Here is a 23,955-nt window from a genome sequence, read left to right as displayed (position 1 = left end):
ATGGAAGAGCTTCACGACGCTGTGGCCACCTTGCAGCGGACCACGAGCCAGCTCAAGGACATCCTGGTCCAGGACGCCAACATAAGGTTCCAGGCGGTCCACCCCAACCCCTTGAACAGGTTTGGCCGCAAGGGCTTCTCCCAATCGGATGAAGACGGGATCACGCTGGAACTGGTGCGCAGGCTGAATCTGTCCTGCGGAACGTTTGCCGAATTCGGTGTCGGCAATGGCTTGGAGAACAACACCATCATCCTAGGTGGCCTGGGCTGGCGCGGCTTCTGGGTGGGGGGGCAGGAACTTGTCTTCGATCCGACGCCGCTGCCTCGGCTGACCTATATCCGGGACTGGATCACGCGCAACAACGTCCTTTGCCATGCCGAGGCGGGGATGGCGGCGATCGGAACGGGGGCCGTTGACCTCATATCACTCGACCTTGACGGCAATGACATCTACATCGCGGAAGCCCTGCTGAACGGTGGCGTTCTTCCCAAGATTTTCATCGCTGAATATAACGCGAAGTTCCTCCCTCCGGCGAAATTTCAGATCGCTTATAATCCGGATCATCGCTGGGGTGGCGATGATTACTTTGGCGCCGCCTTGCAGAATTTTGTCGATTTATTTTCAATATTTGGATACGTCCTGGTTTGCTGCAATGCATATTCGGGTGCGAACGCTTTTTTCGTCCGGAAGGATTTTGCGGATCGGTTCCCAGAGGTGCCGGCCGATATTCGCGACATCCATGTTCCACCCCGGTATCATCTTTATTCCGCGTATGGGCACAAGGCTTCGCCCCGCGTCGTCGAAGCCTTGTTTTCTTGATGGGGTTGCCTGCATCATCTTTGCGGGAATTCCGAGCCGGCCGTTCCAGTGATGGGGCGGGGAGTCGCCCGTGTCCTCAGCCGGCGGCTGAGTTGTAGGGACGGTCGGTCGATATATATCTCGAACAGTTTCGCCACGGCCACGGACAGACTGCCACTCAGTATGGCTGTTATAATGAAGGTAACGCCGTAGGGGAAGTACCAGTGGAACAAATTAAAGATCGCGAAGCCCACAGTAAACAGCAAGGGAAAGTGCACCAGATAGAGACCAAAAGAGCAGCGGCCTATCCTCACCACCCAGGGCGCGGACAGCTTACGCCGCAGACCTGGTAAAACCAGGATGCCGACCATCACCAGTACCGCCGCGATCTCGGCCTGTAGGCGCACGCCTGCGGTGGCTTGCAGCAAGCTGATATGCTGGGCGGCCTCCAGTAGTTGGTCGAAGGAGAGGGAGGTAGGCAATCCGGCGATAAAGAACCCTATGGTGAGTAGGATGAGACCTGCCGCCGTTGCGGCGAGTCCCTTCTGGGTCAGCAACAGGTCGCGCGCCAGATACGTCGCGAATCCTAGCAAGAACAAAGTGAAGTGGCTGGTGCCCGTCACGAGCAGCAAGGCACAGAACACCGTATAAAACCACCCGCGGGGTAAGTGGCGGTAGAGGTGCGCCAATAGAAGCACCAAAAGCGAACCCCAGAATTCCGCATGCAGTGTCCAAAGAGGGGGATTCATACTCAGGTTAAGTCGATTGATGACGACACCCTGAGGGTCGATGATATCGAATAAGGACGCGCCGCGATAGCCTATCAGCATGGAGTCCATCAACGTGTCGCGGGTTAGCGAGACTAAGGTCATGGGGTTGACATATAGGCGTTGCGCCCACAGTGATTGGGCATAAGGCGCAACCCAGGCCCGAGGTTGCGGGAGGAGCGCCAGCAGCATAATGGCCAATAAGATGGAAAAAGCGGTGGGGGGGAACAGGCGGACGAACCGGCAGAGTATTTGCCGGGATATGGTCTGGTTAAACTTGAGGTAGGACTGAGCCAAGACGAATGCGCTGATCTGGAAGAAAAGAAAGACGGTGACGGTGCCATTGAATAGGGCGAAGGCTTCGGACCTGGCCAGCGGCACTTCCCAGTCAAAATGTGGGAGCCCTGGAACATGAGCCAAGGGCGGCAGGAATGCGGACAGGTAGTGGATCAACATGACCTGAAGGCATCCAAGACCACGAATTCCCTCAAGGAAGGTGAAATTTTGTGATCCTTGATGCGTTTCGTCTTCCATATTGGCGGGCATAAGCCACTCCAGGAAAGAAGCCCCAACGGCGAGGACCCGCCGGCTGGCCGTTGTTTATTCCGCGGCGGTTTCCAGTGGCGCGGAGGATGGTTTGGGACGCAGCATCTTGCGACTGAGGCGTATGGCGGGCCGGTCGATCCATCGCTCGAACAGCGTCGCGGCGGCCAGCGACAGGCTGCCGCCAAGCGCGACGGTCAGGAAGAGCGCGGTTCCTTGCGACAGATAGGCCAGAAGCACGGAGAAGATGGCGAAACCGACGGTGAACAGCAGGGGAAAGTGCACCAGATACAGGCCAAAGGAACGATGCCCCAGCCACACCAGCCAAGGGGCGGCCAATATGTGCCTTATTCTCGGTTGTATCAGAATACCCGCCATCAGCAGCGTCGCCGCCACTTCGTTCTGCAACCATTTGCCGCCGGGTGCCTCAAGGAGGCTCACACTCCGCGCCGCCACCACCCAACTGTCAAAGGGAAAGGATGCGGCTCGCGTGCTAAGAAACACCGCCGCCGCGATCAGCGTCGTCCCCATCAAGGCTGGGGCGGTGCCGCGCAGTGCCAGCATCCGGTGACGCCCTAGATAGCCGGCGACTCCCAGCAGGAACAAAGTGTAATGGCTGGTTCCCGTTACCAGCAGCGTTGCCGTGAAAACCCCCCAGAACCAGGGGCGTGGAAGGGCTTGGTATAATCGGGCCATCAACAGCACCAGAAGTGACCCCCAAAACTCCACGTGCAGGGACCATAAGGGGGGGTTCAGGCTTTCTGTCAGGCGAGCAACGAGGAGGTGAGTCTTGGCGTTCGCAAAATCGAACAGTGAGGCACCTTCGTAACCGAGCAGCATGGAATTGAGGATCATGTCCTTTGCCAGCGCCGGCAAGGTCATGGCCTCCGCGTAGCGTTGCCTCGCCCATGGCGAAACATAGGGCGCTACCCACGCCCGAGGTTGCGGCAGGATGGCCAACAGAACCAGGGCCGCCACCCACGAGGCGATGGCCGGTGCAAGAAGCCGGATGGCGCGTTGCAAGATCCGTTGGGTGACGGTGTAACTTGTCTCCAAATAGGACTGGGTTAGGACGAATGCGCTCATCGTGAAAAACGCGTAGGTGGCGGTCCCTCCACTCGTCAGGAAAGAGAGCGGCGAATTGGCCAGCGATATTTCCCAGGGGAAATGAGTCAATCCAGGAAGCCCAACAATGGCTGGAAGGAAGGCCGAGGCATAGTGGTTTAGGAGAACCTGGACGGCCCCTATACCTCGAATTCCCTCAAGAAAAAGAAAATGTGATGATTTGTGATGCGCTGCATTTTCCATGACTTAACTATTAAGGGAAATGCGCGATTAAGGAAACCCGCTTAAAAGCATTGATTTTCCCGAACGGAATCATTGCCGGCGGGTGACAGCTTGCCCGTTTTCAAGGGTCGGCTGTAAGTGTTTGGAAAGAAGAAATTTTATGGGCGATGGCGCCGTGGCGCCGGCCGCCTGCCGCATCGGGTCGATTCCATCCCCATGCGCGCCATCAAGGTTTCGTCTCAATCCGCAGCTGGATCAGCCCGATGCCGAGACGGCGCGGGTCGTCGTTTATTCCAAGCTCATTGGGCGAGATCGGTTTGGGAGGCACGATTTCAATGGTCGTGCTCTTCTCCGCGCCGAGCGAGACGGCGATGCGATACTCCGCCGCCGCAGGCCCTATGGTGATGGGATAGCTGTGCTCACCGATGCGCACCAGGGTCGGCGCGTCCGCATTAGGCCCGAAGGCTTGTGCTGACAGAACCAGGGTGAATTCGGCCGGCAAGGGATCGCTGAAGAGAATACGAACGGTTGGGGTGGTGTCTGCATTGGACCAGCGACCCCATGACTCGACCATGGAAAGGCCTTGAATGTCCTTGATGTAGCTAGGCCAGATCGATTGCGAGAATGACAGGCCTTCCGACAGGTCGGCCATGTAGCGGCCGCGCGTGTCGACCCTGTATCCCGCGCGTTCCATGATCTGCCCTGGGGAAAGGCCGGTCAGATCGACAGCAGGGGTGTCCAACCGAAAGAATAGGATGGCGCCATCATCCCGGGTGAGCAGCGGCCCGCTCTTCAATAGCCGAGTCAGTTGGCCGATGATGTCGTTGCCCCCATCGGGGTAACCTCGGCGGTCGAGGTAGATGCCGGCAAAACCAAGCCGGCGCAGGACGCTCAACTGGCGCTCCACCGGTTGTTCGGCCAGCGACTGATAGAACAAATCGCCCGCCCGCCCCATCATGCCGCCGTAACTCCACCGCAGTGTCCGGGAATTGACGAAGCCGCTGGCCAGGGCATAGTCCAGCAATTTATGGCGGGGGCGCGCTTCAGGGAAGCTCATGAAGGGCAGTTGGTAGATGGGGCTTCCTGCGGGCACCGCCTGCTCGATAGCCTGCACGAAGGCACGTTCCTCCTCAAACTTGGCGCGGGCTTCGTTGTTGCAGGGAACGCAGACCGCGGGGGTTTGGTCTGCGATGCCGATGACCGTCAGTGCGCCGGCGGCGACCCACGCCACCTGGCGCAGTCGCGGTTCCGCCAGCCACCGCTCCAAGCCGGCCTGTAATAGCAAGGTGAAGCTGGTGAGCGCGCCAAAGGAAATGAAGACGCTGATGCGGTTCCAAGCGCGGACAAGCGGGGAGATCTGGTCTGCGAAGATCGCACCAAGTCCGCCGATGGTTCCGAAAAGGAACAGGATAAGAACCGTCAGGGACAAGAAGGAAAGTCGAGGGTCGACCGGGCGGCGGGCCAGCGCCGCGGCGATCACGGCACCCAAGGCCAAGAATCCCAGGCTGCCGATCATCCCCAGGGCCGCTGAGTGATTCTCGTTCACCAGCGGCCGGCCCTCCTCATAGCGTTCGGTCATGGACGCCAAGGCCGGTACCCGATGATGGTATCGCGGATACAGCATTTGAATCAGTTTCAGCCCAAAGATTTCCGATTCCACCGGGCTGCGAGCTGCCACCGTCGTGTTGGCGCCGACCTCCATCCGATGCACCACGTTGGGCGCTACATTCAGGCCGATGCCGATGCCGATGCCAAGGATGAGCAAGGCCGCGTACCGCGCGCCGGCCAAACTACGGTTCATCAGCACCGAAAACAGCGCCGCCGTCGCCAATAGGATCATTCCGAAGGCGGCGTTATAGAGACCGAAGGACGCAGACAGCACGCCGATGCCGTACGGCAGCAAGCGCCCCGCCCGGCTGGTGGCGGCCCGCGTTGGTGCCGACATGTGAACGATCTGATTGCCGAAGTAGAAGAATATGGGAACGGTGAAGTAAGAAAGGAGCAAGATGTGATTGAATCGTGTGAACGGGAACGGCATGAAGGCAAAAAGGAACGCCATCATGACGGCTAGAGTGTCGCGGACACCGAAGTGTCTTCCTGCCCAATATGCGGAGATGAAAGAAAGAGGGAAGCTGAAAATTATGAAGAGATTCATGGCACCAAAAAAATTTCCGGTAATAATGCCATATAGTCTCAATAGAACAAAATTCAGGGTGTCGGAGTTCGGATAGTCCAGCAGGCTGGAATCGAATGGATAGCCAACGCGGGGATTGGAATAAACCCATCCCTCCATCACCCGCTGAATCAGCGCGGCGTTGAACAGGCCGTCGCCCTCATTGAAATAGGGATGCGACAAGTCTGGGATGAACAGATGCGGCCAACCCGCGATCAACAGGTTCGCGAGGAGATAGGCCACGACGGCGCCGGCCGCCCACATCCGCCACTCGCGCAGAAATGCCTGCGAGTTGAAGGCCGGATTCATGCCCGCGGCGGGGGCCGCCGCCGGGCGGTCAACCAGTCTCTGCATCATCTGTATTCCTGAGAGGGGAGCGGGGCACGTGACGCTGCTGCCCCTCAGTGCCGCTTATAGTCGATAAAGGCGTTTCCTTCGGCCAACTCCGCTTCGTCGAGGTAAGGGAATTGGTCATTGATGGGGCGGCCCATTTCCGCCTTGGGCTCGATGGTGGTCCGTTCTTCAAGAATCACGTCCAGAATTCGCAGGCCCTTATGAGTGAACATTTCAGGCGTGATCTGGTCTGGTCGCTCAATGCGGTGGTAATCAAGGCCATAGGCGTATGCGATCTTGCCGAAGTCCGGCTGGCTGTAGCCGACGCCGGTGGCGTGATAGCGCCCCTGCATGTAGGCGTCCTGGAATTGCTTGATGATGCCGTAGCCGCCGTTGTTCAGGATGACAATGGCGATGTCGAGTTCATAGTGCACGGCCGTCTGCAGTTCCTGCAGGTTCAACTGGAAGCCGCCATCTCCACTGAAACAAATCACTTGGCGATCTGGCGCCGTCAGCTTGGCGGCGATGGCGGCCGGCAGGGAATATCCCATGGGGGAGTTGCCACCTGCGGTGAAAATGGTCTGGCCTGTGCGATGGAACGTCTGAAAAAACCAGCACAAGGCGGCGCCGGTATCGTTGGCGATAATGGCATCGTGGTCGACCAGCCGATTGATGCGCTGGATCACCGCATAAGGCGACTGGGCGCCGCTGATGGCGGTCCGCCCGGCGTGCTTGCCGAGGTAGCGTTCCCGCATCAGGGCGACGTGGTTCAGCCAGGCATTGCTGGGACGGGGTAGCCTTACCTGATCCAGGACGGCGGGCAGGTCCCTGAAATCCAGCGGGACGGCGACGTAACCGTCCGCCTGATATTTAGCCAGTTCCTCAACGTCAACGTCCAACACCACGACGCGAGCGGACGGCGCGAAATTGCGTGTGTTCCCAGTCCGCTGGCGATTGTCCAGGCGGCTGCCCAACACCAGCAGTAAGTCGCAGTTCTGGACAAGGAAATTGCCACCGCGATTACCGTAGACGCCCACGGTGCCGCAAAAGCCTGGAAGGTCATGATCGAAATATGTGGCGCCGTTCCAGCTGGATACCATGGGCACGCCCGTGGCCCGCACCCAACGCTCGACCTCGGGCGCGACACCGGCCAGGCCCACGCCCGCCCCCCAATAGATCAGGGGACGCGTCACCTCGGCCAAGGCCTGATTGACGGCTGCCGCCGCCGCCGCTATCGCCGCTGGGTCGGCGGCGGTGGGCTCCGGTGTCAGCGCTGGGGAAAAATGCCCCACCTCGGCTTGTTGCAAGTCCATGGGCACGTCGATTAATACCGGTCCCATGCGGCCGCTCATGGCGATGCGGTAGGCTTTTTCCAGCTCTTCACGCAACTCCTCACCGGTCCGCACCTGCACCGCGTATTTGGTGATGGGGCGGGCCATCTCGACGATCTTTGTCTCCTGGAAGCCGATCTGGCGGGGAGAGGCCCCACCCAGCATCGCGCTTTCCCTCATGTTGACCTGACCCGTGATGTGCAGGGCCGGGATGGAATCGAAATAGGAGCAGGCGATGCCGGTCAACAGGTTGGTAGCCCCCGGTCCCGATGTGGCCATGGCCACGCCCAGGGCACCGTCCGTGCGCCACACGGCATCCGCGGCCATGGCCGCCGCCTGCTCATGCTGCATGCAAATGTAGTCGATGTCGTCCCGGTTCCCGATGGCGTCGATCATGAAGGTCGCCGCCCCACCGGTCATGAGAAAGACGTGCCTGACACCCTTGCTGGCCAGGAAGGCGGCGATATACTCAGCTCCGGTCATGTCGCTATCTGCTTCTGGAGGGGCGGCTGGCGTGGCGTCAGTCAGGCGTCGGGGCCGGTGAAGTTGATGCGTTCCCGTTCGAAAACCGCCGGTTTGTCCCTGACCCGGGCATATATGGCCAACACATATTCGCCGATCAGGCCCATGAAGAACAGTTGCACCCCGCCGAAGAAAAAGGCGGCGACGATAAGGGTCAGGATGCCTGGCTCCGCCAGCTTGTGATAGAAAATAAGGCCGAACAGCAGGTTCACGACCGCGTAGACCAGGCTGAGGGTGGCTGCCAAGAAGCCGGTGATCAAGGCGAACCGCAGGGGGGCGGTGGTGAAGGTTATGATGCCGTTCATTCCCTGATCGAACAAGGCGGAGAGCCGGTTCTTGGAGACGCCGTGTTTGCGCGCACGCCAGCGATAAGGGATGCCGACGGCGCGGCCACCGCATTCGAAGGTCATCATGCGCATGAAGGGATAATTATCCCGGATTTGGCGCATGGCTTCCACCACCCGGCGATCGACCAACTGGAAATCACCGACGCCGGGCGGCACGGCGATGTCGGAAAACCGCGTCAGGAGATTGTAGTACAGCGTGCGCACGGAGCGCATGGTCCACCCTTCTTCCCGCGTGGCGCGGATGCCGTAGACAATCTCATATCCCTGCTCCCATAGCGCGACGAATTCGGGAATGAGTTCCGGCGGATCCTGAAGGTCGGCCGGCATGAACAGCAATACCGCATCACCGGTGGCCGCCATCACGCCATTGTAGTTGTTGCGCAGTGGGCCAAAGTTACGGGCATTGACAATGATGCGGGCGCATGGGTCGTGCGCCACGATATCCTTTAGAATTTCAAGCGTTCTGTCCGTGGAAGCATTGTCACAAAAGATGTGCTCACGCTCATATCCTGGAAGCAGCTTGTCGAAGATGGCCTTAATTGTCGCGTGACATTCCGCAATGCCCGCTTCCTCATTGTAACAGGGGGTGACGATGGAAACTCTTTTCAATTACCTCTCCTGAAAACAATGAATTTATTGATGATGAAGGACAAAATTACCATGATGGGCAATAATAAAACCTGTGCCAGCAATGAGGGGACCCCGGCGGCATGCGTCAACTCCAGCGCCTCAAGATTGACAATAAAACAAACGATGTAGCCCCCAATGAACAGTGGCAAACGATGGATGCGCTGACTACCGAAAACCAGGCGGCCGGTGGTCAGGAAATTGAATGCAACTCCAATCACGTTGGCCGCCGTCAAGGCCAGGCGATGATCGCCCGTTGTCAAGATCCCCACGGCGAAAACACCATAGCCGAAAAGCGTGTTCAACACGCCCACCAGCACGAAGCGTATGAAGTCCCCTAGTCGCTCATCATTTTCGTTCCGAAGAGCCAGACCGAGCCTGGCGGGCAGATGTTTCCGCAGCCAAGGCGGCAGGTTGAGGCTGGTCGTGGACTGTTGCCTCATGGCGTTCTACTTACCAGATTGCGATGCCAAGCGATGGTTGCACGCAGGCCGTCCCCCAAGGTTAAGGTCGGCCGCCAACCCGTCAGAGCGGTCAAGCGGCCGATATCTGCTTCCAGGTGCATCACGGGATTGGGCCCGTAGGGGATTTCCCCAACGCCCAGCGGAACTGTCGGATCAAGAAGGTCGCGCAGGTGGATAACCGTTTCAAGCAACGGTGGCGCCCGGCCGGAGCCAAGGTTGAACAGCCCGGCGGCGCTGGGCGTGCGCGCCACCGCGGCCACGGCCGCCGCCGCATCCTCCACATAAAGATAGTCCCAGCGCTGGGTACAGGCGGTCAGCTGCGGCCGCTGCCCCCGCCCGATCTGCTCGATCAGCGCGGGGATCAGGCACTGGGGATTGTCGCGTGGGCCGAAGAGGGAGAACACGCGCAGCCAAGCCCAACGCAAGCCGGCCTGGGCGCAGATGCGTTGCGTGGCCAGCGCGGCCGAAAGCTTGGCGATGCCGTACAAGGTCACGGGCCGGGCGGGTACCGCCTCATCTGTCCGCCCGCTGACGGGACCGTATTCCGCCTGGGAACCGATGCCGATGAAGGTGGATGCCCCCAGCCTGCCGGCCAGGGCGGCCAACTCCCCCGCCGCGACCACATTGCGCAACTGGCCGGGTCGGTCACGATCCTGGGCACCTACCCCGGCCCATGCGGCGTGAACCAGGACGTCGGGGCGGAAGTCCGCTAGCGGTGCTTCCAGGGCGCCGATCGTATCGAGGTCGCCCTCGATGATCCGCATCGCGCCCGCCAAATCCGGCAGTCGGTCCTGGGTGGTACCGGGACGCACGATCGCCGCCACCGCGTCCCCCCGCGCCGCGAGAAGGCGGACCAGGGGGGCGCCGAGGAAGCCGCCGGCTCCGGTGATGGCTATACGCACGGGACGGGCCCCCAGGTTGCGCTTTTTAGCGGCGAATAAAGGTGCGAATGGTGTCGATGGCGTATTCCACGGCATCCTTGCCCAAGCCGGGGTAGACGCCGATCCAGAAGGTCCGGTTCATCACGGCGTCGCTATTGGAAAGGGTGCCGACCACGCGATGGGGCCGTCCGGCCATGTAAGGTTGGCGCAGCAGATTGCCGCCGAATAATTGGCGGGTGCCGATCTTGTGCGCATCCAGGTGGACGACCAAGTCGCGCCGGCTGAAGGGGACGTCGTCCCGCAGGGTGATGGGAAAGCCGAACCAGGACGGTTCGGCTTTGGGTGTCGCCTCGGGTAGGATCAGCGCATCCTGCAAATCGGCCAGGCCCTGCTTCAATAGGGTGAAGTTGCGCCGGCGCGCGGCGATGAAGCCGTCCAGGTGATCCAGTTGCGACAGCCCGACGGCCGCCTGCATGTCCGTGATCTTCAGATTGTATCCCAGGTGGGAATATATGTATTTATGATCGTAGCCTTCCGGCAATTGGCCCAGTTGCCACTGGAAACGCTTGCCACAGGTGTTGTCCCGCCCTGGCGGGCAATAGCAGTCGCGACCCCAGTCGCGAATGGATTCCATGGCCCGGCGCAGCAAGGGCCGGTCGGTGAACACCGCGCCCCCCTCGCCCATGGTGATGTGGTGTGCCGGATAGAAGCTGAGCGTGCCGGCGTCGCCGAAGGTGCCGACCGGCCGGCCCTCATAGGTTGCCCCCAGCGCGTCGCAACAATCCTCGATGACCCAGAGGTCATGCTTGCGGGCGACCGCCATGACCGCGTCGAGATTGAAAGGGTTGCCCAGGGTGTGGGCGAGCATGATGGCCCGGGTCCGGGGGGTTACCGCTTCTTCCAGGCGGGTGACGTCAATGTTGTATGTTGGGATGTCGATGTCGAGGAAGACCGGGACCAAGCCGAACTGCAAGGTGGGGTTGACCGTGGTCGGAAAGCCGGTGGCACAGGTGATGACTTCATCGCCCGGCTTCAGCGCGCGATCCTTCAGGAGGTGCGATGTCAGGGCCGCGAACGCCACCAGGTTGGCCGACGATCCCGAATTCACCGTCAACACGTGCTTGCGCTGCAGAACCTCGCCCAGGCGCCGCTCGAAGGCATCGTTAAAGCGACCGGTGGTCAACCAGAAATCCAACGCGCTGTCGACCAGGAACTGCATATCCTGGGCTTGATAGGCTCGTCCGGATACGGGTACCGGCGAGTCTCCCCGGATGAAGGGGCCGGGGGCGTGGACCAAGTCGTAATAGTCCCGCACGAGGTCCAGGATCTGCTCGCGCAGGGCCGATGCCTTGGAATTGGAAGCAGAGCCAGACATTACCTCGGTCCTTTGCCCACACGGAAACGCCAAACCCTAGGCCGCGCGCGGATGATGGTTCATGTAAGCCTCGATCTGCGCTTGGGTGATGGCGCGCAGGTCGGCCCCGGCTTCATAGGCTTTGAACCAATCGACCGTCAACGCCACTGCCGTCTTATAGGTATGGACGGGGGTCCAGCCCAGTTTGATGTTGGCCTTGGTGGAGTCCAGATGCAGCAGGGTGGCTTCGTGCAGGTCAGCGGGGTCGCCCACCTGCCGCCAAGTGGCGCCGCCGCCCCAGCATGCCGCCAACGCATCGACCACATCCGATACCGGCTGGTTGCTGTCGTGCCCGGGCCCGAAATTCCACCCCCCGGCATAGGCCCCAGCCTCATCTCCCAGAAGGCGGGCACCTAGCAGCAGGTAGCCTTGCAGTGGTTCCAGAACATGCTGCCAGGGACGCACGGCGATCGGGTTGCGGATGTCCAGCGTGCGGCGGGCTAGAAAGGCGCGCATGGCGTCGGGCACCAGGCGGTCGGCCGTCCAGTCGCCACCGCCGATGACGTTGCCCGCCCGGGCGGTCGCCACGGCCACGCCGGCCTTGCGGAAGTAGGAGTCACGGAAAGCGGCCACGACCAGTTCCGCACATCCCTTGCTGTTGCTGTAGGGATCGTGCCCGCCCATGCGGTCATGTTCCCTGTAGGCCCATATTTGTTCGCGGTTTTCGTAACATTTATCGCTGGTGACGACCAAGATGGCCTGCACGTCCGGGCAGCGGCGCGCCACATCCAGCAGGTTGGCCGTGCCCATCACGTTGGTCGAATATGTGGTCAGCGGATCGGTATAGGAGGCGCGGACCACCGACTGTGCCGCCATGTGGATGATAATCTCCGGCCGGGCCCGCGCCACGGCTGCCTCCAGCGCCGGCAGGTCGCGGATGTCGCCGATGACGCTGTCGACATCGGCAGCAGCCCCAACCAGGCTGAACAGGTTGGGTTCGGTGGGGGGCGCCAGGGAAAAGCCGGTAACCCGGGCACCGAGCCCTGCCAGCCAGAGGCTCATCCAACTGCCCTTGAAACCGGTGTGACCAGTCAGAAGGACACGACGTCCCCGCCAAGCCGTGGCCCAGGAACCGCGCAGCCCGCTTCCAGCTTGTGAACTCATGGCCAGACCTTCCACTCCGCTTTGCCACTGGCCCACCGGTCTTCCAGGAAATTCTTGTCCCGCAACGTGTCCATCGGCTGCCAGAAACCCTCGTGATGGAAGGCGTTGAGCTGGCGTTGCTCCGCCAGGGCTTCCAGCGGCTCATGTTCCCAGACCGAGGTGTCGCCGTCGATCAAGTTGATCACTTGCGGCGACAGCAGGAAGAAGCCGCCGTTGACCCAGCCGATTTCGTTGGCCGGTTTCTCGCGGAAGGAGCGCACCTGATTCTCGCCATCGATATCCAGAACGCCGAACCGGCTGGGCGGACGGACCGCAGTGATGGTGGCCAGCTTGCCGTGGCTGGTGTGGAAGGCGGCGAGGGCAGCGATGTCGATGTCGGATACGCCATCACCGTAGGTCATGGCGAAATAGGGCTCATCCTTCACGTATTCCTGGACACGCTTCAGGCGGCCACCGGTATTGGTGGTGGCACCGGTATCCACCAGCGTCACCCGCCAAGGCTCGGCCGTTTCCCGATGCACTTCCATTTGGTTGCGGGCCATGTCGAAGGTGACATCGGCCATGTGCAGGAAGTAATTGGAAAAGTACTCCTTGATGACATAGCCCCTGAATCCCAGGCAAATGATGAAGTCATGAAATCCATAGGCCGAATAGATTTTCATGATGTGCCACAGGATTGGCCGTCCGCCGATCTCGACCATCGGCTTGGGGCGTAGGTGGGATTCCTCGGATATCCGTGTCCCCATGCCACCAGCCAGTATAACTACCTTCATCGACTGCCCCCAAAGCGACTTAAACTGAAAAAATCTAGAAAAATTCAGGACGTTTTATTGCAAAAATATATACCGATGCCGAGTAGGCGCAAAATCTGCAATCATTCATATGCCTTATTCGTCGTGCCCGCCCCGGCGCCGATGGTGCCGCCAGGGTTGGGGATGGAATGGGGCGGAAACTCATGCCCCTATATAACGGTTAACATATTTGAGGTCGGCACTCGAGGGGCGAAAGGCGAGGCTTTACAGCCGGTCTTCTGGGGCGATCGCTTTCTTGGGTTTGAGGAAGTGCAACGTGCCTTTGGCATTGGTCGCGACGGTTTCGTAGTCGCGGAACGGCGCGGACACGTCCGTATCCAGATTTTGTTCGCTGTCCTTCCCCATGCCAATGAACACACAGTCAAAGCGCCGGGTATTCAACTGGGCCATCAAGGCGTCGCGGTCTTTAATCGTCAGCATCTCGGAATAACCAGGTCCATCAATCGGGTTTCCCAGGCCGGCGGCGGCATAGTACAAGCCCTGCCGGCGGGTGAGCAAAACGCAGGCCTGGCCTGGGACGGTATGCTCGCGGATGAAGGCGAGTTCATCACTGACCAAGGGTGAGGCCGCCTGGCCCCAGGTGTCGATCACCGTGAGGGTGTTTTGCCAAAGCAGCCCCAGGTTCTGCACGAATGGCAGGGCGGTGTAGAACAGGCCCGCGATCGCGATCGCGGGCAGAATCAGATGGGGCCGACTCAGCCGACGCGTTCTGACGAAGCGGATCGCGCGGTCGGTCAGGATGGTGGCGAGCAGGATGGCGGGCCAGCAAACGTTGATAAGGTTCAGAATATGGGATCGGCCCTGGTAATAGGTGAATAGTCCCCAGCCGAGCACCGCGACAAAGAAAATCAGGTCATACCCCCGCGTGCATGGCGTCCGGCGCCAGGCCGAGGCGGCCATCAGGAGGCCGAGCAGGTAGAGCGCCAGGACACTCATCCACGGAGTTGTGATGGTGAGGGGCATCGGCAGCATTGCGACGCCCAGTCCATAGAAAAGCTTTTGGTATTCGACAAGCCAGCCCCAATGGGGGGGATGCTCCGCCTTGGCACTGATGTAAACAGCCATTGCGGCGGCGAAAGCAATGAACAGGATGCCGTGCTGCAACAGCGCCCGCAGCAGGTGGCGTCTAAGGGCGATTGATCGCGCCTCGCGCGAACCCAGGTTGAAAGCCCACTTCGTCACCAGCAAGGCAGCGAAGCCGATCGCGATGGGCAGTCCTGATTCGATATTCCAGATAGTCCCGATGGCGGCGATCACCGACACTGCCGCCGCGTGGCGAAGATCAGGGGCGGATTTATAGGCCTGTAGGGCAAAAATGGACAGGGCCGGCCAGATGAATCGCAAAGGCCAATATTGAAGATAATATTCATCGACGCCATTGATCATGATGACTGAAGCGAAGGTCACCAAGACCAGGGCGAGACCGAACAAGGGGCGAAGCACCCAAACACGGGTCTCCTTGGCGAAGGCATGAAAGACGGCGGCCAGCGAAACCACCTGCATGACGCAGAAGACGAGTGAGAACGCCAGAATGGAGAAAGGGAAGAGGCGTAAGAACCCGCCAATGAGCTCCGCAGATAAACCGTACTGCGCTGGAAAATTGACTAGGACGGTTTTCCCGAAGATTACCTGCGATATGGAATAGATGAACGCGTCCATGGAGGTTGACCATGGGCTGGTTTCCCGCATCGATGCTTCGCTGAACAACCGCCACGCGGTGATTTGCAGGATCATGGCCGACAGGAAAATTCCCCAGCCCAGCGCGCTCGCGAGCCGGTGCTGAGTCGTTATGAAGGCCGGCGGCAGTCGAAAAAGGGCCAGGAGTAGGACGACCGCCGCCACGACGCAGCCCAGCAGCCGGATAAGGGTGGGCTGTAGGGGGGCGGGCCCATTCAAAAAGAGAGAGCGGCCAAAGTCAAATCTCGACAGTCCGGCTATGACAATTATGGCGAGAATGGAATTTATAATTAAAATAGCGCTGAGATTTCGCCTCTTGAAGATTTTGAAATTGGGAGATGGTATAAGAAATATGGACACAGAGGCTAAAATTGCCAGCGCTGACAGAGATAGAAAAACAAATCTTTCTGTCGGCTCGGGATTTAGAAGTCTGTGATATTGCTTTAATACGAGATCATACTGAATACTGTTGGGTGGAAAAATGACTTGATGCAACTTCGTCAGTAAAAATGCAACAAATACTGAAATAATAATGAAGAATAATAATGCAATATTATTATTTTGTGCTCGAATTTCCAGGGCATTCTCTCGAAATTTAATGATGGCCGGAATTTGTGATTCGGGCTTTTTTTTAATAAATGGAAGATTTTCCGATCTTTGACTCAAGTGTCTCGCTCCAGTGGTCTGCGGAACACATTCTTCCGTCTCAGCGGGCTTCCGACCTCGACCATTGACTTTAGGCGCAGATGAGAGCCCTCCCATATCCGCGCTTCCATGCCCTTGGCAGTACCATCACGTTCATCGATTGTCTCCCCTTGATGACCATGGCTTCCGGACATCAAGGGGATTCTTTCGGTTCCAGCTTTGGATCGTGTCCTTGGGGTGTGGTGAAGCAGGCGCTTGGCCATCACGTTCCCCGGCGGCAGTTTCTGCGGGCCTGATCTTACTTTCGCTTAAGGTGGCAGGCGCGCAGGAGGGGACGATCGTCGATGTTGGAAACCACAGGCGCGCACTCCCCATCCCGTTCGAGATTATAGAATGCCAGCGTCTTGTCGGCTTCACCAGGGAAGGCCTCTGGGTATTCGAAGCCCCAGAAGGGACCTTGGTGGCCATTGATGGCCGTCTCCGCCTTGGCCTGCATCTTACCCCAGCTTCCCGGGCGGATAAAGTTGGTGTTGGCACCCACGACCTTTACGGTGCTGGGGAAGGTTGGCACCAGATAGGAATAGGCATAAGGGTCAAGGAAGAGGGCCATGGCATCTGGTTCCATGGCGGGCAGGCTGACCGACAGAGCCAAGTCCCCCTTGGCCGCCCGACTCCACCATGGGTACTGGGTCGTCGTCATGATGGCCACGATCACGGCAGCTGTTGCAAGGAAGGCCCAATGTTCCTTCTTCCAGACGCTGGCCAATTGTGCCAGCCCAGCAAGCAGCGTCACGCCGGTCAGAGTTTCGACCACGGACAGATAGCGATAGATCGACCAAAGCTTTTCCCACAGGCCATAGGCAATAAGCACAACAATGGCCAAGGCGATGCTGGCGCTGATGACGCCGTTTCGATCAGACGGCTTTGGATTACGGAGATGGTACACAAGACAGGAAGTGAGCAGGATGATGGCGCCTAGGATCCCGGCCATGATCCGGCCATCCCGCATGTTGAGCTCAATGGCCAGATTCGTGGTGAGAAAGGCCCAATATGCCGGATAGAATACGGCCATCTTGAGCGTGCGCGGCATAAAACGCAGGTCCGTCCACGGCGAATGGTCCGCGTAATCCGATTTGAAGACGTGATTCATGAAGGGAAAGAGGGGGTTGCCGTAGGTCGTCCAGTTCCCGAGCAACCAACTGGCGTCAATGGCGGCAAAGGTCAGAAGACCACCCAAGCCGAAAACGAAGGCCTGCAGCGCACCGGCTCTTGCCCGCGACAGTCCCCCGCGAAGCGCGATGGCCACGAACAAGCCCACGAAAATCGGCGACAAAGTCAGTTTGAGACCCACGGAGACGCCCGCACAGAGGCCAAGCGCGAAGGAGGAGCGGAGATTATGACGGCCCTTCGCTTCGAGGTGCAGCCACAGGGTGAGTGCGACCAGGAAGGGGAGGCCCGGGACGATGTCCGACATTGTCGTGGCGATGGTGGGCAGGCCGCCGGCCCCCGTTAGGCCCATAACCGCCACGGCCGCGCAGAGGAGATCGGTAATGATCGATCGCGTGCCGACGAACAGCCGAGCCATGGAGAAGACCAAGAAGGCGGCGATGCCGTAGGGAATGGACAAGAGAGCGTTCAGCAGCCTCGGCTGCTGGTTGAGCGCCTCGAAGACAAGGTAGTAAACACTATCTAACCCAGGGAAGAAGAAGGTCTGCATCTGGGCCGCCGCAATATCCAGTGCGGACCGATCATGCAAAGCTGCAAAGCCATTGTAATGGTGGTAAATACGAAAGTCCGGCGTTCCATCGGGGGCCAGGCTGGCGGCGAATATAGCGAACCCGACGACCGAAAGAGTTAGGTAACCGAGTTTCTGAAGCCATCGCAGGGCAACGAATACGCCATTGGTTTCAGCGTGAACGGACATTTAAGTTCTTTCTATTCCAAATAGCGGTATACGTGAGCAGTGTCACATTTAGACGATGCTGCTCACCAATTTCTTGACGTTCTCGACGAAAACCTGCTGTGAGAAAGCCTGTGCCCGCGCAGTGGCGGCCGCCCCCATTTGCGATAGCTGGTCGGTATTGGATTTCGAGAACAGGGTGAGTGTCTTCTCCGCCAGCGTCTCGGTGGTATCGTAAAGAAAACCAGTCTCCCCATCGGTGATAATCTCCCGCGGTCCTGCGGAGTTCAACGCGAAGGGTACGGTACCCGCCGACATGGCCTCGACCACGGTGATGCCGAAATGCTCGGCCTTGCCCGGTTCCTGGCTCAGGTCGGCACCGATGCCTGTACCGTGCCAGTAGACGGTGGCGTTATGGTAAAGGTCCTGCAACATTTCCGCCGATACGTTGACGTGAATATGGATGGGGTGGCCCACGGCGGCTGCCCGCAACTGAGCCAGGTAATCCATATGCGCGGCACCTGGCATCGACGAACCGGCGACATGCAACTCCACCGGTTCGCTGAACTGGGGGGCGATCTTCTTGAAGATGTCGATCAGCACATCATGGCGCTTGGAGTGGCCACCGACGAAGTAACGTCCGACCGTCAGGATCATGCGCTTCTTGGTGGCGGGGCGCGCCTTGAATAGCGGGACGGGTGGATAGAGCACCTCGACCGGGCGGTCAGGCAATTGATAAGCGCTCAGGTTCGCGAAGATGTGAAACTTGGTGTAGTTGGAATAGACGACGATCTTCTGATAGCCAGCGAATACCTCCCGATCAGCCGGCCCCACAGGCTGGTGCATCGGAAACGGGAATTGGCAGATATAAATGTTGGCCTTGCCGCGCGCGGGGGCCGTGGGAATGATATGGTTGCCCAGCGTGACCATCAGATCAGGTTGGTCCGCTTCCTGGAACTCCGCCTCGGTCATGACGTCCAAGCGCGACAGGTCCAGATCGAACTCGCAACCCAGGTTGCGCAGCCGCAGCCGGCTGTACCGCCACGGCGTGACCACGGTGACGGCGTATTGTTCGCTCAACGTCATCGCCAAAGTCAGCAGGAACCGCTCCCCACCGCCAGGGGTCAGTTCATAAGGGGTGTAGACCACAGCCTTGGGCCGTGCCGCCCCCGTCGCGAGTGCCGGCAGAAGGGGGGCGGACGGCAGGAATTGGTGGCGCACGGGTATCAGATGCGACTGGCGGCGGGTCTTCAGATATCTACCCCACCGGGCAAGGAATTTATCGCGGTTCAAGTCGCCCAAGGCCTTGCGGCGCGCTTCGGCGGCGGTGTCGCCATTGGCGGCCGCCCCCTCGATATGGATGACCTGGGCGTCTGGGCAGTAGAGCACTTTATACCCCATCGCCTGGATCTTCATGCACAGATCGGTATCTTCGTAATAAGCGGGTTCATAGGCGAGGTCGAAGCCTCCAACTTCCATGAAGATATCGCGCGGGATCATCAGCGCTGCAGCCGAGATGTAATTGACGAACTTCGGCTTCAGCAGTTCCAGAGAGGGAGTCTTGTCGCCCCGGCCCAGGCGGATGGGATAGCCGTTTGCGTCGATAATCCCCCCAGCCTCCTGGACCACGCCATCAGGATAGAGGAACAGCGGCCCGGTCGCCCCGACCGCCGTGTCCACCTGGAAGGGGGCCACCAAGGCAGTGAGCCAGTCCGGCTGGACGAAGGCGTCATTGTTCAGCAGGCAGACATAGCGGCCCTGTGCGGCCTCCGCCGCGATGTTGTTGGCTTCACCGAAGTAGCGATTGGTGCCCAGGGCCAGCAGGCGCACGCCTGGCCCCAAATTGCGCAGCATGGCCACGTCGGTCGGCGCGCTGCCATTGTCGGCGATGATGATCTCATAGGTATGGCCCTCTGTCTGGGACCATATCTGGCGCAAGCATTCCAGTGTCAGTGCCGCCGCGTTCCAGTTGATGATCAGGATGGAAACCTCCGGCTCCTGATCTGTGCAGTAGCGAGCGGCCTTGGCAAGGGTCGTCGACACGTCGATTTCACGCGCTCCCGGGAAGGAGGCGGCGATGGGCGTCGGGAGAACTACCGGCGACTGAAGCGCGTGCGCTGCCGCGTCCAGCATATCAAGGAACGTTTCATGCCACTGGGGGACAACGAAGGCGTCGCGGATATGATCTTCCGCAGCTTGTAAGGCCGCCTGGTCACCAAGAGCGCGGGTGAACAGGGCGAGCGCCGCATCCATGTCCGACGCCGGGAAGTACCAAGCGAAATCTCCCGCGTGCGCCCGAATCTCCGGCAGGTCGGAGCACAAGCACAGCTTGCCATAGACCAGGCTCTCCGCCACAGGCAGTCCGTACCCTTCGCAGGTCGACGGAAACGCGGTGAACAGGCAATGCCGGTACAGTCCGCTGATCTGCGCGTCCGTCATGTTTTCGAGGATCAGGATTTTCCCCGAGGCCACCATGGCGGCGATGTCGTCGACCTGAGCCACCTTCAAATCATCGCGGCCGGCCAGAACCAACTGGGGCAAAGTTTCCTCGCCCAAGGCGTCGGCCAGCTTTCTCCATAAACGGCACAGGAAGATTTGGTTCTTGCGCTCATCGATGGTGCCGACAGACAGCACGAAGCCACGCCAATCTACCGCCGCCAAGCCTGCCCTGTCTTGGGACGTATCCTTGCCGGCCTGTGCGCCGATTGCCCGCAGGCCAAATTTGATCACGATGATGGCTGGCTTGACCTTGATCTTCCGCAAGACGGCGAAACGGAAGATTTTCTGCCGGGTGTAGTCGCTGGAGACGTAAACGACACTGGCGCCTGTCAGGACCGTCGATAGCCATTCCGAGAACGCCTCGTGATAATCCACGCCGACCAGTGCCGGTTCTTCCAAGGGAATGACGTCGTGCACCAGGACGCTGTAATCCACGCCCACGGCCTGCAAGCGTCTAAACTTTTCCGTGTAGAGTGGGGTCCAGACCAGGCCCGTGAAAAAGATATGATCACCCGGAACGGGCGATTTGGGGTTGTGCTTGGTCGCCGTCGCAGACAGAAGGGGTTGGTTCGCCAGGGAGCGGTCGGTCCTCTTCGCGAGCAATTCGACGTCATCCGCCGTTGCTGGGACGACACCGGATTCAGACTCGCCGAAGACGCAGGGGATGACTGTGGCGGCGACGGGGTTGTCGATGAAAGAGAACAATAACTCGATTGACACCCGGCCCACTCCCGTAATGCGCTTGTGGACTTCCAGCCAGTCTATGCTGTCACCGACATGGTACCAATAAGCCGGTGCCGCGCGATTACAGCCCGTGGTGTTCTTGGTCGGCAAGGGCGCAAGCAGCCGCCCTTCGGCGATGCCATGCCGAAGATAGTGCACAAGGGGGTTGATGCCCGCCGCCGCCACGTCCGGATTGGCTGCGTAATACCGCCTGCCATCGAAGCTGAGCCCTGGTAGCCGCCCTTCCTGGGCGCCATGCTCAAGGTAATGGCGCAGGGGGTCAAGATCGGCGGCCGCGACATCGGCATAAGCCGACAGGTACCAGGCTTTGTCGAACAGGGGGGACGACGCCACCAGCGTATAGTCAGCGGACAACTCGGGCGCATTCGAAGTCGTGCCCCGAAACAAAGCGCGCACTTGCTGTGCTGCGGCCTGCGCATAAGGGATTCGGCGGGCGAGTTTCGTAAATGTATTCCGGTACAATCGAAAATCCCCTGTTGGGTCAACGGCAAGTATGGTCGTTGGTATGAACTTCGGGCAGCGCTATGCTGGGCCATCCGTCCTGTCAATACATAAGGAAGCTATCTAGCAAGCTTCCTCTATCATCCCTTGCGATATGGGCGGGTATCAGAGAACGCTTTCGATGAAGCAATGAGTTGAGCTGATTAAATTTTTCCGATCCAGTCTATTCAATCGCCTCGATGGGCGGAGTCTGTCAATCGGTCCTTCAGTCCGAATCGTGGGCCCATCCAAAACACAGGTCCGCGATGTCGCGGGCGGTATCGTTAACCCGAGAATTGATCCTTGAGGGACGCGGGGGCGCTCGGTCAATATCGGGCGAGGTCTTGGGCTTGGCACGGTTCGGCAAGCGGAATTATGGCGGAGGGGACGAGGTGAATAAGACGCATGTCATTTCTGCCCAAGGCGCTGACGCGCATGCACAGCCCCAGTCGGCGATGGCGCCGGAAACGAGAAGCGCGCAGGCCGAACCTTTCGATGCGCTGATTGCCGATTGGCAAGCATGGCTGGCGGATGGAAGCGTAAGGCTTGAAGGCCTGAAGCTATTGGTTGCCGCCTTGGCTCCCCCGGACAGGGAAACGGCCATTGCCCAGGCCACGCTCAAAAGCCAGGCGGCGGCCTTTGCCCGGGTACAGGAACGGATTGCCCACCTTCAGCAGGACAGGGAGCGCGAGCGGGCCGCCCATGCCAGCGATATGGCCCGGGTCAGTCTAGAGTGCGAACGCCTGTCCCAGGAATGCCAGTACCTGACCGACAAGCTGCATATCGTCATGGCGGAAAAGCGCGCCCTGGAGTTGTCGCTGACCTGGCGCGTGGCGAGCCGGATTCGCGCCCTTGCCATACGGTTCCCCGGAATTCGCCGAATTGGTAACCTGTCGCGCAGTTGGCGTCGCATGCTCGGCAAGGCCCGCCCGCCGGCGTCGGCGCCATAATGATCGTCTTTAAATGGAACGGGCCGGTATGCTACTGAGGCGCGCGCTGCTCCGGTCAAAAGGCGGTCTGTTTCGCGTAGACAACTGGCATTCACGTCAGATTTATTAATTGCTTGATATTGGAAAGCACAAGAATGACCAATACTGATGAGCCTCTGCTTTCGATGGGCGGATACGCGTCGTCGTTAAAGATTCAACCTGTTCTTTTGTCCGGTGGCGTCGGATCGCGCCTCTGGCCCATGTCGCGAGAGCGTTATCCCAAGCAATTGCAGCCCATCCATGGTGATCGTAGCCTGATCCAGGACACCGCCGTGCGGGTATCAGATCCTGAGGTCTTCCACGGCCCCCTCATCATCTGCAACGAGGATCATCGCTTCATTATTGCCGAGCAGTTTCGGGAGGTTGGGATTCCCCCGTCGGCCATCATCCTGGAACCAATGGGCCGCAACACGACGCCGGCGGCGGCTGTTGCTGCCTTGGTCGCTGTTGCCCAGGACCCGGATGCCGTCCTGCTGCTGCTGCCGGCGGATCACGCCATCCTGGACCGGGACGCCTTCAGGGAGGCTATCGATGCCGCCCACGCCCTGGCCCGCCAGGGTTATTTGGTGACCTTCGGCATCAAACCGCAGCATCCTGAAACTGGATATGGCTATATCCGCCGCGGCCAGCACCTGGCCGGCGTGGCGGGCGCTTACGCCGTCGCCGCCTTCACCGAGAAGCCGGACCAGGCGCTGGCCGAGCAGTTCCTGGCCGATGGGGATCATTATTGGAATAGCGGCATGTTCATGATGCCGGCCGGCCTGCTGATCGCTGAACTCGAGCGCCACACCCCGGAAACGCTGGCGGCGGTGCGCGCGGCCCTGGACCAGGCCAAGCGCGACGACGATTTCCTGCGCCTCAGCGCCGAAGCGTTCGGCCAGGCTCCCAATATATCGATCGACTATGGCGTAATGGAAAAGACCGACAAGGCGGCCATGGTCGTCGCCGATATCGGCTGGACCGATATCGGCAGCTGGTCGGCCCTATGGGACATCAGTGACAAGGACGCCAACGGCAACGCTGCCGTTGGTACGGTCATGCATGTCGATAGCCGCGGCACCTATGTCCGGTGCGAGGACGGCCGCATCGCCGCCGTGGTCGGCGTGGACAACGTCATCCTCGTGACCACCGACGACGCCGTTCTGCTGGTGCACCGCGATCGGGCCCAGGACGTCAAGCATGTGGTCGACGGGTTGAAGCGGGAAAAGCGCACCGAATACCTGGAACACCGCAAGGTGCACCGGCCTTGGGGCAGTACCCAGGGCTTGCTGCATGGCCACCGCTATGCCGTGAAGCGTCTGTCGGTAAAGCCTGGTGGCAAGCTGTCACTGCAAAAGCACTATCACCGGGCGGAACATTGGGTGGTGGTCAGCGGCACGGCCCTGGTGACCCGCGATGGGGAACAGATCCTGGTACGCGAGAATGAATCCATCCACCTGCCGCTGGGCTGCGTCCATCGTTTGGAAAATCCCGGCCGCGTGCCGCTGGAACTGATCGAAGTGCAGTCCGGTGCGTACCTGGGTGAGGACGACATCGTCCGCCTGGAAGATTCCTACGGCCGGCTGTAAGGGCCGGAGCGGCTGGCTTTCCACTGAAGCGGTGGAAGGCCGGCCGCCTC

Annotated in this window: 16 protein-coding genes; 3 read left to right on the top strand and 13 right to left on the bottom strand. The window is 59.8% G+C overall.

Annotated features, from left to right (window positions below; all coding sequences use genetic code 11):
• Complete coding sequence (locus FBZ89_RS00945) at positions 1-819, top strand: hypothetical protein (RefSeq protein ID WP_246171968.1); 819 nt, start codon at positions 1-3, stop codon at positions 817-819.
• 14 nt (positions 820-833) lie between these two features.
• On the opposite strand, the gene FBZ89_RS00940 is transcribed toward FBZ89_RS00945, so the two are convergent.
• The 13 genes from FBZ89_RS00940 to FBZ89_RS00880 form a co-directional block, all read right to left on the bottom strand.
• Positions 834-2,111 carry an acyltransferase family protein gene (locus tag FBZ89_RS00940; RefSeq protein ID WP_145748162.1) on the bottom strand — a complete coding sequence of 426 codons (1,278 nt, stop codon included), beginning with the start codon at positions 2,109-2,111 and terminating at the stop codon, positions 834-836.
• A 54-nt stretch (positions 2,112-2,165) separates the two neighbouring features.
• Positions 2,166-3,416, bottom strand: coding sequence for an acyltransferase family protein (locus tag FBZ89_RS00935; protein WP_145748161.1), 1,251 nt, complete (start codon positions 3,414-3,416; stop codon positions 2,166-2,168).
• Between the two features lie 205 nt (positions 3,417-3,621).
• Positions 3,622-5,925 carry a DUF7024 domain-containing protein gene (locus tag FBZ89_RS00930; protein ID WP_145748160.1) on the bottom strand — a complete coding sequence of 768 codons (2,304 nt, stop codon included), beginning with the start codon at positions 5,923-5,925 and terminating at the stop codon, positions 3,622-3,624.
• A gap of 44 nt (positions 5,926-5,969) precedes the next feature.
• Complete coding sequence (locus FBZ89_RS00925) at positions 5,970-7,715, bottom strand: thiamine pyrophosphate-binding protein (protein WP_145748159.1); 1,746 nt, start codon at positions 7,713-7,715, stop codon at positions 5,970-5,972.
• Between the two features lie 41 nt (positions 7,716-7,756).
• A complete protein-coding gene (locus FBZ89_RS00920; protein ID WP_145748158.1) occupies positions 7,757-8,710 on the bottom strand; it encodes a glycosyltransferase family 2 protein in 954 nt (317 codons plus the stop codon).
• On the bottom strand, positions 8,707-9,171 hold the full coding sequence (locus FBZ89_RS00915; protein WP_145748157.1) for a GtrA family protein: 465 nt from the start codon (positions 9,169-9,171) through the stop codon (positions 8,707-8,709). The genes FBZ89_RS00920 and FBZ89_RS00915 overlap by 4 nt, the downstream gene beginning before the upstream one ends.
• Positions 9,168-10,169, bottom strand: a complete 1,002-nt coding sequence (locus FBZ89_RS00910; protein ID WP_145748156.1) for an NAD-dependent epimerase/dehydratase family protein — start codon at positions 10,167-10,169, stop codon at positions 9,168-9,170. Before FBZ89_RS00910 ends, FBZ89_RS00915 begins: the two co-directional genes overlap by 4 nt.
• On the bottom strand, positions 10,120-11,448 hold the full coding sequence (gene rfbH, locus FBZ89_RS00905) for a lipopolysaccharide biosynthesis protein RfbH (protein WP_186457119.1): 1,329 nt from the start codon (positions 11,446-11,448) through the stop codon (positions 10,120-10,122). The genes FBZ89_RS00910 and rfbH overlap by 50 nt, the downstream gene beginning before the upstream one ends.
• Before the next feature lie 36 nt (positions 11,449-11,484).
• On the bottom strand, positions 11,485-12,591 hold the full coding sequence (rfbG, locus tag FBZ89_RS00900; protein WP_145748154.1) for a CDP-glucose 4,6-dehydratase: 1,107 nt from the start codon (positions 12,589-12,591) through the stop codon (positions 11,485-11,487).
• Positions 12,588-13,364, bottom strand: a complete 777-nt coding sequence (rfbF, locus tag FBZ89_RS00895) for a glucose-1-phosphate cytidylyltransferase (protein WP_145748153.1) — start codon at positions 13,362-13,364, stop codon at positions 12,588-12,590. Before rfbF ends, rfbG begins: the two co-directional genes overlap by 4 nt.
• Positions 13,365-13,607: 243 nt before the next feature.
• Positions 13,608-15,746, bottom strand: a complete 2,139-nt coding sequence (locus FBZ89_RS00890) for a hypothetical protein (protein WP_145748152.1) — start codon at positions 15,744-15,746, stop codon at positions 13,608-13,610.
• 277 nt (positions 15,747-16,023) lie between these two features.
• On the bottom strand, positions 16,024-17,649 hold the full coding sequence (locus FBZ89_RS00885; protein WP_145748151.1) for a hypothetical protein: 1,626 nt from the start codon (positions 17,647-17,649) through the stop codon (positions 16,024-16,026).
• Positions 17,650-17,697: 48 nt separating this feature from the next.
• Positions 17,698-21,330: a glycosyltransferase gene (locus FBZ89_RS00880; RefSeq protein WP_145748150.1), complete on the bottom strand. Its 3,633-nt coding sequence runs from the start codon at positions 21,328-21,330 to the stop codon at positions 17,698-17,700.
• A gap of 410 nt (positions 21,331-21,740) precedes the next feature.
• Here FBZ89_RS00880 and FBZ89_RS00875 point away from each other — a divergent pair, with 410 nt between their 5' ends.
• Positions 21,741-22,298 carry a hypothetical protein gene (locus tag FBZ89_RS00875; RefSeq protein WP_145748149.1) on the top strand — a complete coding sequence of 186 codons (558 nt, stop codon included), beginning with the start codon at positions 21,741-21,743 and terminating at the stop codon, positions 22,296-22,298.
• A gap of 164 nt (positions 22,299-22,462) precedes the next feature.
• Positions 22,463-23,905: a mannose-1-phosphate guanylyltransferase/mannose-6-phosphate isomerase gene (locus FBZ89_RS00870; RefSeq protein ID WP_145748457.1), complete on the top strand. Its 1,443-nt coding sequence runs from the start codon at positions 22,463-22,465 to the stop codon at positions 23,903-23,905.
• Positions 23,906-23,955: the final 50 nt, after the last annotated feature.

The sequence above is a fragment of the Nitrospirillum amazonense genome (assembly GCF_007828045.1).
In the GTDB taxonomy this organism is placed as follows: Bacteria; Pseudomonadota; Alphaproteobacteria; order Azospirillales; family Azospirillaceae; genus Nitrospirillum; species Nitrospirillum amazonense_C.
The sequence above is the reverse complement of the archived record's forward strand: the minus strand, read 5'-3'. Positions and strand labels throughout refer to the sequence as shown.

Coding starts and splice junctions, on each gene's coding strand:
- FBZ89_RS00945 (WP_246171968.1), top strand. CDS start 1: ATGGAAGAGCTTCACGACGCTGTGGCCACCTTGCAGCGGACCACGAGC.
- FBZ89_RS00940 (WP_145748162.1), bottom strand. CDS start 2,111: ATGCCCGCCAATATGGAAGACGAAACGCATCAAGGATCACAAAATTTC.
- FBZ89_RS00935 (WP_145748161.1), bottom strand. CDS start 3,416: ATGGAAAATGCAGCGCATCACAAATCATCACATTTTCTTTTTCTTGAG.
- FBZ89_RS00930 (WP_145748160.1), bottom strand. CDS start 5,925: ATGATGCAGAGACTGGTTGACCGCCCGGCGGCGGCCCCCGCCGCGGGC.
- FBZ89_RS00925 (WP_145748159.1), bottom strand. CDS start 7,715: ATGACCGGAGCTGAGTATATCGCCGCCTTCCTGGCCAGCAAGGGTGTC.
- FBZ89_RS00915 (WP_145748157.1), bottom strand. CDS start 9,171: ATGAGGCAACAGTCCACGACCAGCCTCAACCTGCCGCCTTGGCTGCGG.
- FBZ89_RS00910 (WP_145748156.1), bottom strand. CDS start 10,169: ATGCCGTGGAATACGCCATCGACACCATTCGCACCTTTATTCGCCGCT.
- rfbH (WP_186457119.1), bottom strand. CDS start 11,448: ATGTCTGGCTCTGCTTCCAATTCCAAGGCATCGGCCCTGCGCGAGCAG.
- rfbG (WP_145748154.1), bottom strand. CDS start 12,591: ATGAGTTCACAAGCTGGAAGCGGGCTGCGCGGTTCCTGGGCCACGGCT.
- rfbF (WP_145748153.1), bottom strand. CDS start 13,364: ATGAAGGTAGTTATACTGGCTGGTGGCATGGGGACACGGATATCCGAG.
- FBZ89_RS00885 (WP_145748151.1), bottom strand. CDS start 17,649: ATGTCCGTTCACGCTGAAACCAATGGCGTATTCGTTGCCCTGCGATGG.
- FBZ89_RS00870 (WP_145748457.1), top strand. CDS start 22,463: ATGGGCGGATACGCGTCGTCGTTAAAGATTCAACCTGTTCTTTTGTCC.